This is a genomic window from Aquitalea sp. S1-19 (assembly GCF_024343515.1).
The window spans coordinates 1-10,757 of record NZ_RJTZ01000103.1 but is presented as its reverse complement, the minus strand read 5'-3'; the positions used below and the strand labels follow the sequence as shown (position 1 = coordinate 10,757).

General features: G+C 58.9%; 14 protein-coding genes. 8 read left to right on the top strand and 6 right to left on the bottom strand.

The genetic code is table 11. From position 1 onward, the window contains the following. The 7 genes from EGI20_RS13990 to flgJ (EGI20_RS13960) form a co-directional block, all read left to right on the top strand. Positions 1-355 (top strand): phosphoribosylanthranilate isomerase (locus EGI20_RS13990; RefSeq protein ID WP_498632208.1); only part of this gene is annotated, 355 nt, incomplete at its 5' end. Further along, complete coding sequence (gene trpB / locus EGI20_RS13985; protein WP_498632207.1) at positions 342-1,541, top strand: tryptophan synthase subunit beta; 1,200 nt, start codon at positions 342-344, stop codon at positions 1,539-1,541. The genes EGI20_RS13990 and trpB, both read left to right, overlap by 14 nt. 11 nt (positions 1,542-1,552) lie before the next feature. Beyond that, positions 1,553-2,341 carry a tryptophan synthase subunit alpha gene (trpA, locus tag EGI20_RS13980; RefSeq protein WP_498632205.1) on the top strand — a complete coding sequence of 263 codons (789 nt, stop codon included), beginning with the start codon at positions 1,553-1,555 and terminating at the stop codon, positions 2,339-2,341. 54 nt (positions 2,342-2,395) lie between these two features. Next, entirely contained in the window at positions 2,396-3,265 is an 870-nt protein-coding gene (gene accD, locus EGI20_RS13975) for an acetyl-CoA carboxylase, carboxyltransferase subunit beta (RefSeq protein ID WP_498632204.1), read from the top strand. Between the two features lie 119 nt (positions 3,266-3,384). Continuing rightward, the gene (locus EGI20_RS13970) at positions 3,385-3,600 is read left to right on the top strand and encodes a hypothetical protein (protein WP_498632203.1); all 216 of its coding nucleotides are present in this window, start codon (positions 3,385-3,387) and stop codon (positions 3,598-3,600) included. A 32-nt stretch (positions 3,601-3,632) separates the two neighbouring features. Continuing rightward, positions 3,633-4,205: a flagellar assembly peptidoglycan hydrolase FlgJ gene (flgJ, locus tag EGI20_RS13965; protein WP_498632202.1), complete on the top strand. Its 573-nt coding sequence runs from the start codon at positions 3,633-3,635 to the stop codon at positions 4,203-4,205. A gap of 152 nt (positions 4,206-4,357) precedes the next feature. Next, positions 4,358-5,014 carry a flagellar assembly peptidoglycan hydrolase FlgJ gene (gene flgJ / locus EGI20_RS13960; protein WP_498632201.1) on the top strand — a complete coding sequence of 219 codons (657 nt, stop codon included), beginning with the start codon at positions 4,358-4,360 and terminating at the stop codon, positions 5,012-5,014. 164 nt (positions 5,015-5,178) lie between these two features. Here flgJ (EGI20_RS13960) and EGI20_RS13955 read toward each other — a convergent pair whose 3' ends face one another. From EGI20_RS13955 to EGI20_RS13940, 4 genes are read right to left on the bottom strand one after another with little or no spacing between them, the layout of a single operon-like run. Beyond that, complete coding sequence (locus tag EGI20_RS13955) at positions 5,179-5,370, bottom strand: hypothetical protein (protein WP_498632200.1); 192 nt, start codon at positions 5,368-5,370, stop codon at positions 5,179-5,181. A 28-nt stretch (positions 5,371-5,398) separates the two neighbouring features. Then, the gene (locus EGI20_RS13950) at positions 5,399-5,938 is read right to left on the bottom strand and encodes a PqiC family protein (RefSeq protein ID WP_498632198.1); all 540 of its coding nucleotides are present in this window, start codon (positions 5,936-5,938) and stop codon (positions 5,399-5,401) included. Then, positions 5,935-7,590, bottom strand: a complete 1,656-nt coding sequence (pqiB, locus tag EGI20_RS13945; protein WP_498632196.1) for an intermembrane transport protein PqiB — start codon at positions 7,588-7,590, stop codon at positions 5,935-5,937. The genes EGI20_RS13950 and pqiB overlap by 4 nt, the downstream gene beginning before the upstream one ends. Next, a complete protein-coding gene (locus EGI20_RS13940) occupies positions 7,583-8,848 on the bottom strand; it encodes a PqiA/YebS family transporter subunit (RefSeq protein WP_498632195.1) in 1,266 nt (421 codons plus the stop codon). The genes pqiB and EGI20_RS13940 overlap by 8 nt, the downstream gene beginning before the upstream one ends. A gap of 241 nt (positions 8,849-9,089) precedes the next feature. Between EGI20_RS13940 and ribA the strand changes: the two genes are divergently transcribed. After that, the gene (ribA, locus tag EGI20_RS13935; protein ID WP_124735276.1) at positions 9,090-9,692 is read left to right on the top strand and encodes a GTP cyclohydrolase II; all 603 of its coding nucleotides are present in this window, start codon (positions 9,090-9,092) and stop codon (positions 9,690-9,692) included. 73 nt (positions 9,693-9,765) lie between these two features. Here the strand turns inward: ribA and EGI20_RS13930 are convergent, their stop codons facing one another. Next, on the bottom strand, positions 9,766-10,488 hold the full coding sequence (locus EGI20_RS13930) for a UDP-2,3-diacylglucosamine diphosphatase (RefSeq protein WP_498631135.1): 723 nt from the start codon (positions 10,486-10,488) through the stop codon (positions 9,766-9,768). 125 nt (positions 10,489-10,613) lie between these two features. Then, a partial coding sequence (locus EGI20_RS13925; protein ID WP_498632209.1) for a peptidylprolyl isomerase occupies positions 10,614-10,757 on the bottom strand: 144 nt, incomplete at its 5' end.

Below are 10,757 nucleotides of genomic sequence, written 5' to 3'. Positions count from 1 at the left end.
ATTTTGTGCCAGTTTCCATCGCCCTTATCTCAAGGCGGTACGGGTGCAGGCCGGCACTGACCTTGCCGCCATGGCCAAACGCTATGCCGGCGCACGTGGGCTGCTGACCGATGCCTTTGTCGAGGGCGTGCATGGCGGCACCGGCCAGACGTTTGACTGGAGTTTGCTGGCCGAGGATTTGCCGCTGCCGCTGATTCTGTCTGGCGGGCTGGATGAACACAATATTGCGGCGGCGCTGCGCCAGGTGCATCCGGCGGCGGTGGATGTCTCCAGTGGGGTCGAGAGCGCAAAAGGAATCAAGGACGCTGCCCGTATGGCAGCCTTCATTTCAGGAGCAAGACATGGATCATTATGATCTGCCCGATGCGGCAGGCCACTTCGGCCTGCACGGGGGCGTGTATGTGGCAGAAACACTGATGGCTGCGCTGGACGAATTGCAGACCGAGTACGCGCGTGCCAAGGCCGACCCGGCATTCTGGGCGGAGTACCATTACGAACTGGCGCATTATGTCGGCCGCCCAAGCCCGGTCTATCATGCGCGGCGCTGGTCGGAGGCGCTCGGTGGTGCGCAGATCTGGCTCAAGCGTGAAGACTTGAATCACACCGGCGCGCACAAGATCAATAACGCCATTGGTCAGGCGCTGCTCGCGCGGCGTATGGGCAAAAAGCGGGTGATCGCCGAGACTGGTGCCGGCCAGCATGGTGTCGCCACCGCGACGGTGGCGGCGCGCTACGGCATGGAGTGCGTAGTGTATATGGGCGCCGAGGACATCAAGCGCCAGGCCTCCAATGTGTTCCGCATGAAGCTGCTGGGCGCGACCGTGGTGCCGGTAGAGTCCGGCTCAAAAACGCTGAAAGATGCGCTGAACGAGGCAATGCGCGACTGGGTGACCAATGTCGATTCGACCTTCTATATTCTGGGTACCGCCGCCGGTCCGCATCCTTATCCGATGCTGGTGCGCGACTTTGTGTCGGTGATAGGCAATGAAGCCAAGGTGCAGATGCCCGAGGCCATCGGGCGCCAGCCGGATGTGGTGGTTGCCTGTGTCGGTGGCGGCTCTAATGCGATCGGCATGTTCTACCCGTATATTCCGCTCGAAGGCGTACGTCTGGTCGGCGTCGAAGCCGGTGGTGACGGGGTTGAAACCGGTCGCCATGCCGCACCTTTGTCGGCCGGCCGCGTTGGTGTGTTGCACGGTTTCAAGAGCTACCTGATGCAGGATGCTAACGGCCAGGTCATCGAAACCCATTCGGTGTCGGCCGGTCTGGATTACCCGGGCGTCGGTCCCGAGCACAGCTACTTGAAAGATATCGGCCGCGCCGAATATACCGCCATCACCGATGACGAGGCTTTGGCGGCCTTTCATGACTGCTGCCATCTGGAAGGCATTATTCCGGCGCTCGAATCCAGCCATGCGCTGGCCTGGGCGGCCAAGGCTGCGCCAGACATGGACAAGGATCAGGTGATCCTGGTCAACCTGTCCGGTCGTGGCGACAAGGATATCAATACTGTGGCCGGCCTAGTCGGCATGACGCTGTAAAGGGGAAGTCCATGTCGCGTATTGCTGCATGTTTTGCCAGGTTGGATGGCGCCAAGGCGCTGATTCCGTTTATTACCGCCGGCGACCCGAACCCCGGCCTGACTGTCGAATTGATGCACGGTCTGGTGGACGGCGGTGCCGATATCATCGAACTGGGCGTGCCGTTTTCCGACCCGATGGCTGATGGTCCGGTGATCCAGAAAGCCTCCGAGCGCGCGCTGGCGTATGGGGTGGGGCTGAAAGACGTGCTCGCCATGGTGGCCGAGTTCCGCCTGAGTAATACCGAAACGCCGGTCGTGCTGATGGGCTACCTCAATCCGGTCTTCTCCATGGGCTACGCCGAGTTTGCCTGTGCCGCTGCCAAAGCGGGGGTCGATGGCGTATTGACGGTGGACTGTCCGCCGCAAGAAGCGGGAGAATTGTCGGCGGCGCTGAAAGCGTCGGCGCTGGATCCGGTATTCCTGATTGCGCCAACGACGACGGATGCGCGCGTGGCGGAAATCGCCGCTCATGCCTCCGGCTATGTCTATTATGTGTCGCTGAATGGGGTCACGGGTGCAGGTCATCTGGACATTGACGCTGTAGCAGGTAAAATTGCCGCCCTCAGACACCATATCCGCCTGCCTATCGGGGTGGGGTTCGGCATCCGCGATGCCGAGACTGCCCGTGCGCTGTCGGCCGCTGCCGATGCCATTATCGTAGGTAGTCGTTTGGTGCAGGAAATCGAGGCGGCAACAGAACAGACTGCCAAAGAGCAGTTGACCCGTCTGGTGGCCTCTCTCAAGGCTGCCATCCGTTAGTACACCCGGTCCCGGGGTCCGCAAGGATGCCTGGCCAGACTGTAAGGAATCTCGATGAGCTGGCTCAATAAGCTCTTGCCACCGAAGATCAAGCGGGAAAGCCGCTCCGACAAGACTTCTTCCGTTCCGGAAGGCTTGTGGAGCAAATGCCCTGCCTGTGAAGCTGTACTGTATTACACCGATCTGGAGAGCAATCTGCAGGTCTGCCCCAAGTGCAACCATCATAATGCACTGGATGCACGTGCGCGCCTGAACATCCTGCTGGATGAAGAGGGGCGGCGCGAAATCGGCGCCGAAGTCAAACCGATAGATATCCTCAAGTTCAAGGACAGCAAGAAATATCCCGACCGTCTGGCCGCCTCGCGTGCGGCTACCGGCGAGGATGATGCACTGGTGGTGATGCAGGGCAGCATGTTGACCGTACCGGTTGTCGTGGCTGCTTTCGAGTTCCGCTTTATCGGCGGCTCGATGGGTTCGGTGGTCGGCGAGCGTTTCGTGCGTGGCGTGCAGGCTGCGGTCGAGGCACGTGCGCCCTTTGTCTGTGTGGCTGCATCCGGTGGCGCACGCATGCAGGAGGGGCTGAATTCGCTGATGCAGATGGCCAAGACCAGTGCCGCACTGGACTTGCTGACGCAGGCGAAACTGCCGTTTATTTCCATTCTGACCGACCCGACCATGGGCGGGGTATCGGCTTCGTTTGCCTTTTTGGGCGACGTGGTGATTGCCGAACCCAATGCCCTGATCGGTTTTGCCGGCCCGCGCGTGATCGAGCAGACCGTGCGTGAAACCCTGCCCGAAGGCTTTCAGCGTGCCGAGTTCCTGCTGGAAAAAGGTGCGGTCGACATGATCGTCGACCGGCGCGAACTTAAGCAGCGCGTGGCGGATCTGTCTACGCTACTCATGCGGGAACCCTCGCTCGGCTAAGTGTTTTACAAGTCCTGCTACCGCCAGCGCGCAAGTGCTGGCGGTTTTTTGCTTTTTGGAAGGTTGTTATTTTGTTTTTGTCATTCCCGCGGAGAGATCTTCTCCTGAGTTTATCTCTAGTGGCGTTCGCACTCTTGGCGGTCTGGTTGCCGGATGCGCAGCATCATGCCTTCCTAATGGAGAACGGGCCGGTTGAAACCGCGTCTTCCTTGCTTTATCTCCTCGGTGCTGGCCTGCTGCAGGAGCATTTATTTCTGTCGCTGGAAGAAATTTTTGAACTGGGTATGGCGTTGGCGCTGTTACTGGCCGTGCATGGCTGGTGCCGGCGTTCGTAGTCATAGTGATTGCATGGTTTGGAGGGGATGTCATGAAGGCCGGTTTTGGGTTGCTGTGTAGCGTTTTTTTATTGTCGGCCTGTGCCAGCCATCAGCCGCCTGCGCCTTCGGTACAGGCCACAAAGTTTCAAGAGGTGTTCGTTGCGCGCATGCTGCCGCATGCACAGCCTGCCGCCCAGGAGTTGGGGGTTGCGCCCGAATTGATTGTTGCGCATGCGGCGTTGGAAAGCGGCTGGGGACAACGGCCTATCCGCCAGCCCGATGGTTCGGACAGCCACAATCTGTTCAGCCTGAAGGCTACGCGCAGTTGGCAGGGGGACACGACCAAGATATGGACCACCGAGTATCTCAAGGGGCGCAAACTCAAGCGTCAGGAAGTATTCCGGGCCTATCCGTCGTTCGGGGCTGCTTTTGATGACTACGCCGCCTTATTGCTGCGGCTCGATCGCTATGCCGATGTGCGTAACCAGGGCGATGATGCGGAGGCTTTTGCCCGTGCATTGCATGCTGGCGGCTATGCAACCGATCCGGCCTATGTCGATAAACTGGTGGGGGTGGCGCGCGGATTGCAGCAACTGGAGGCAGGTTCGGATGCCGGTATTTGAATGCATTTTGTGGCTTTGATTTGTTTGTTTGATATAAAAACTTTTAATATCAAGAGCTTGCATTTTTATGCTGACTTGCGGGGATCAATGTTTTTGAGGTAGTATGCGCTCCCTTTAGTTCACCCGGCTGTTTGGGTTTGACAGGAGTCAGTTTGCGCAAGCACATTCTTCTTTTCCCGTTCGTCGTCTTATTTCTCGCTGCCTGTGGCAGCGCAGTCAGTCAGCCTCAGGCTGAAAAGTCCGCCAGTGGTCAGTTGCAGCCACGTTTTACCGCCAGTACGCCCGTTGCCAGCGTTGCCGTAGCGCAGCCCAAGCCTGCTGCCGTGCCTTCGGATCCCATTGGTGCGTTTACCTATACCATGCTGCCGCACGCTGAAGATGCGGCACAAGCGCTCGGGGTGGACCCGGCGATTATCATCGCACATGCTGGTCTGGAAAGTGGTTGGGGCAAAAAACCTATCCGTTTTGCCGATGGTCGCGACAGCTACAATCTGTTCAGCCTGAAAGCGTATGACTCGTGGACCGGCGATACGGTCAAGATCCGTACCACCGAGTATCTGGGCGGGCGCAAAGTCAAGAAAACCGAAACCTTCCGCGCTTACCCGTCATTTCAGGCTGCATTCGAGGACTATGCGTCCTTGCTTGCCAATAACCAGCGTTACGCCAAGGCACTGGGGCAGGGCGACAACGCCAAGGGTTTTGCTCAGGCTTTACACAAAGGCGGCTATGCCACCGATCCGCGCTATGTCAGCAAGTTTGCCAATGTGACCAAAAAAGTGCGCCGGGTCAGTGACCGCATGAGCGCATAAACTGGAACACTCTGTTTGGCACTACGCAGCAACGCCAGCCTCTGGGCTGGCGTTGCTGCGTAGTGAGCCGGATCAGGCCAGTTGTTCAGCCGTGATGGCGTTTTCGCAGCGCCGTATCTTGATAAAGAACAATACGGTCAGGGCGATGGTGGTCGCGATGCCGATCAGCGTGGCCATAGGCAGCGCCAGATCACATTGAAATCGATCTTGGTCAGCGCATCGCCGATGACAAACATGGGAATGGCAATCAGCAAACGCTTGGCGATGGCTTTTTGCGGCATGGTGAAAAAGTCGGCAATGATCAGGCGCGCCGAACGGAATGCTATGTCGCCCGAGGTGATCGGCAATACGATCACGCCCAGTACCGCCAGTACGCCGCCGCGCTTAAGGCGATAGCCTGATCTGCTGGGCTATTTCGCTTGCCAGTTGCGTCGTGCCGCGACTCAGTGCTTCGATTAATGCCGGGTAGCCATCACCGCGTTGCATGGCCTGGATATCAAATGGCCGGCTTAAGCGCACCTTGCCTTTTTCATCCAGATAGCTGTAACGCCCGCTAAGTTGGGCGTAGCCCTGATAGCTGCCATTGAACTGTTCGAATACGACCTGAACTTTGCCTGCAGGCGTGGCCGTAGCGGGTGGCAGAAATGCGCTCAATTGGCTGCTTAGCTGGCGGGTGAGTATTTTATCTGGCGCCTCCGCCCACTGGTGGTACTGCGCCAGACTGACTTGTACCGGGCTTTCGCGGTACACGATGCTGGAGCCGGACAGATAGTCGGGCAGTTTGACCTCCAGCGGGATGCTGGTGCGCAACTCCGTCGTGGTGCCAGTAGCCGGGCTTTGTAACAGGTAATAGCTGACCTTGGGTGCACTGGCGCAGGCGCCAAGTGCCAGTAGCAAGGAGAGCAGGAGGGCGCGCTGCTTCATGGTCGGGCTCCCTTGGGGGTAGGGTCGGGGGTGCTGCGGTCAAACAGCAGCGCATTCGGGCTTTCGTTCAAAGTGCGCACTACTGGCCGCGTTTCCTGTAGCAGTGCGCCCAGTGTACTCAGTGTCTGACTGAGTTCGCTATAGGCGACCGAGCCTTTGGAGAAACCATCCAGCGTAGTGCCTAGCTTGGCCAGTGTCTGGCGCAATTCGGCCGGCAACGCCTGGGCGTCCGGACTGGCGACCAGGCTATTGAGCGACTGGGCCAGCTTGCCAGCTTCGCTTGCCGCGCTGCGGGTTTCATTCAGTGCACCATTGGCGCTGTCCAGCGTTTGCTCAAGCTTGAGGGCATTGAGCTTGTCCAGCAGGGCGATGACCTTGTTTTCTATCTGCGACAGCCCGCCGCTATTGCTGGTCGGCAAAATCGGGTAGCCACGGTAAGGCTTGGGTAGCGTGTTGATGCGCTTGCCGGAGAAGTCGATGTCGATAAACAGCGCGCCGCTTAGCAAGTTGCCGGTCTTGAGCTTGGCGACCATGCCGTTCTGGATAGCCTGATCGATGCGCTTTTGCCAGAAGGCTTGCGGGCGCTCGCCGGTTTCATCGTCAAAACGGCCGACTTCTATTTTCAGCAGTACCGGAATGGCGCGCTTGCCTGTCGCATTCGTGGCGAGAGCCGGGGTGAATAGCGGTACGGCGGCTACCGTGCCGATGCGGATGCCGCGATATTCGACGGGCGCGCCAATCTGCAAGCCGCGCACCGATTCATCGAACAGGGCGACAAAGGGAAGCTGCTGTTCGTAGTAAAGGTTGCTGGCGCTCTCTTCACTGGCGTATAGCGTGAACTTGCTCTGGTTGGCGACGCGATCGCCCAATTCGTGCCCAGATGGCACATCAAACGAGATGCCGCCCCCCAGCAAGGTGGCGAGCGAGCCGACATTGACCGAGATGCCATTGGCTGACAGGTTGAAGCCGACGCCGCTGGTCAGCCAGAAGCGCGAATTGGCGGTGACCAGCTGGTCGTAAGGGCGCTTGATAAATAGCTGGTAGCGCATTTCGCGTGCGGCGGTGTCGAATTCGGCCTTTTCGATGCGGCCGACTTCAAAGTGCTGGAATAGCACCGGATCACCGACATTCAGCGTTTTGACATCGCGGGCATTGAGTTGCAGGCGCAAGCCCGGTACATCCGGTGCGGTAATGGGCGGGGTGGCCAGTACCTTGAATTCGCGGCTAAGCTCGCCGCTTTTGCCTGGCTGGAACTTGATATAAACGCCGGACAGCAGCGTGGACAAGCCGCTGACGCCGCCATTTTCTACCCGTGGGCGTACCACCCAGAACTGGCTGTCCTGAAACAATAGTGGCGCAGCGCTTTTGTCCAGCTGAGCCTTGATAATGACGGCGGTGTGGTCCGGCGCCAGGCTGACTTCGCTCACCTTGCCGATATTGACGTCGAGAATCTTGATCTGGGTCTTGCCGACCTCAATGCCTTCGGCCGAGGGCAGGTGCAGGGTGATTTGCGGGCCCTGATTGCTCCAGGTGGTGTACACCATCCACAAGCCGGCGATCAGGGCAACGATGGGAACAATCCAGACCAGCGAGAGCTGGCGCAATTTGGCGACCCGGGCGATGGGCTGTTTGTTGTCCGCAGGTTCAGTCATGGGCGGGGTTTTCCTTGTTGACGCGTTTATCCCAGATCAGGCGGATATCGAAACTCATGGCGGCCAGCATGGTGAATACCACCACGCCGGTAAACGAGAGGGCGGCCACGCCGGGGTAGACCGACATGATCTTGCCCATGCGCACCAGTGCGACCAGAATGGCGACGACAAAAACGTCAACCATGGACCAGCGCCCTATCAGCTCGGTAACGCGGTAAAGCTGGGTGTAGCGGCGGGCACTGACGGTTTCACCTGCCCCTTTGCGTAGCTGGACGGCAATGCATAGCAGGGACAGCGCGGCGAACTTGGCGATGGGCACCATTACACTGGCGATAAAAATAATCAGTGCAATCGGGTAGGAGCCGATGTTCCACATGATGACCACGCCTTCGAGGATGGTCGAGGCCTCGCTGCTGCGCAGGCTTTCGGTCAGCATGATGGGGTAGAGGTTGGCCGGAATATACAAGATGGCTGCCGTCAGTAGCAAGCCGACCGTCAGTTGCAGACTGTGCGGGCGGCGTGTGCTTAGGCGGTGCGCACAGCGCACGCAGCGGCGGGCATCTTTGGGGTTGCGCTTGTCACAAGCCGGACAGCTTTGTTCGTCATCTGTCCATGGTTGGGTCGGGTCGTCACCATATAATTGTGCCAGCTTGAAGTTCAGCCAGTGCTTGTCTACCAGTGAAGCAGTTTTGGTCAGCGACAGGCTGAACAGCAACAGGCTCCAGAAGGACAGGCCGAAATGGATTTCGGCCAGTGACGCCAGCTTGATCATGCTGACCAGAATGGCCAGCGCAAACACATCCACCATCATCCAGGGCCGGCGGGACGCGGCCAGCTGGGCGGCGGCGCGCAAGCCCGGCCAGCGTGCAGTCAGGCGTAAGGCCAGATAAACATAGAAGGTGGCTGTCAGAAACAGGGCGGGGGTAAACAGCAATACCAGCAGCAACAGATCGGCAATCAGTACAAAGTCTTCGTGAAACAGAATCTCGGCACTGCTGAAAATGGTGATTTGCTGGTGTACACCCTCGACCGTCATGCCCAGTAGCGGGAAGGCGAAACTCAGGCAAAGAAAAATCATCGCCGCCAGTGCGTAGGCCAGCGTGCTGTCGGTAGCATGCAAAGGAATGCGGCACAGCTCATCGTTGCAGCGCGGGCAGCGCGCCAGCTGGCCAGCTTGTAGCGCGGGCAGGCCCAACTCAAGGTCGCAATGGGGGCATTGCATTGGATGCGCCGGCAGTGCCGCGTCTATGGTCGGCATGGGGTGGCCACCGTGAACGATGGGCAATGGATCATCTGGAGGCATATCAAGATGGCGAATTATTCAATTTATGTATTCTAAGGCATGTCGCGCAGCAGTGGCAGCGACGATTGCACAGCCATCCGGCGTAGAAACCGGCAGGTGAACCGTCATGGCAGGATGGCCGGGCGTGATTTTCTGCTTTGCAGCGTGCGTGATGGCCGTTACCATCGCTCACTTGATGAGTTTGTGTGGAGTTTGCATGTTGTCCCCGTCCCGCGTTCCCGCCTTGCGTTTTATTGCCAGCTGCAAACTGCCGACCCCATGGGGCGAATTTACCATGCATGGCTTCGAGGAAGCTTCCGGACAGGAGCATGTCGCGCTGACGCTGGGTGTGGTTGACGATGGTGCGCCGGTGCTGGTGCGCCTGCATTCCGAATGTCTGACCGGAGATGCGCTTTTTTCGCTGCGTTGTGACTGCGGTTTCCAGCTGGAGGCCGCGCTGGATGCCATTGCCGAAGAAGGGCGTGGTGCTTTGCTCTATCTGCGCCAGGAAGGGCGCGGCATCGGCCTGATCAACAAAATCCGCGCCTATAAGCTGCAGGATGGGGGGGCCGATACGGTTGAGGCCAACGAGCAGCTGGGCTTTCCGGCCGATATGCGCGACTTCGGCATCGCGCGCGATATGTTGTCCGAGCTGGGCATCCACCAGGTGCGGGTGATGACCAATAATCCGCGCAAACTGGAGACGCTGAACCGTGTCGGCATCGCCGTGACCGAACATGTGCCGCTCAAGGTCGGGCGCAACAGCCATAACGACCATTACCTCAATACCAAGGCCGCCAAGCTGGGTCATCTGTTCTGAGGGAATAGGGAATAGGGAATCGTGGTGTTGACGTGCTTGGGTAGGGTCGCCACACTTAATCCCTGATCCTTGGTTACGCCAGTACCAGCGCGGTCAGTCCCTTTTCATCCAGCCGCAGATAGCCGCCGCGACCGTCGTGCCAGTCGGCAATCACCCAGCGCTCGCTATGGCGCGCCCCGTCGCTGAGCGGGTAGCAGCCCGGCCTGTGGGTGTGGCCATGTATCAGTACCGGCCAGTCGTGCGCAGCCATCAACGCCAGCAATGCCTCTTCGGTCACATCGCCGGCCTCGGTATAACCTTGTTCGCGTTTCATGCCCTCGCTCTGGCTGCGTGCCAAGCGGGCAATGGCATGGCGTTCGGCCAGGGTCTTGGCCAGTAGCGCCTTTTGCCACAATGGGTTGCGGCTCATTGCGCGGAACTGCTGGTAGGCGCTGTCGTCGCTGCACGCGGCATCACCGTGGCTGAGCAGGTAATGGCGGCCATGGATGGATAACAGGCTAGGGTCGGCCAGCAGCACAGCCCCGCTGGCTTCTTCAAAGCCGCTGCCCATTAAAAAGTCGCGGTTGCCGTGCATGACATAGAGTGGCGTGTGGCTGCTGAAGCGGCGCATGGCAGCCGTCATGCGGGTGTTGAAATCCGATGTGTCGTCATCCCCCACCCAGTATTCAAACAGATCGCCAAGAATATAGAGCGCATCTATCTGCCCGGCCCAAGCTGTGAGCGTGCGCTCGAATAGTGTGGCAAGTTCAGGGACATCTTCGGACAGATGCAGGTCGGAAATGAAGTGGATGGGCATGAATGTGCGGTATCCGGGATGCGGGATCGGGGACCCGTCATAAAAAACGGGCAGCGGCCTATGCCATGGCTGCCCGACTGCATGGCTGCGGCATCCGGATACCCGATCCCGGATGCCGCTTTGACTTAGATGATTTCGGCCTTCTCGATCACAACGGCTTCTACCGGTACATCCTGGTGTCCGCCTTTGCGGCCGGTCTTCGTGCCTTTGATGCGGTCAACCACATCCTTGCCTTCCACGACCTTGCCGAATACGGCATAGCCCCAGCC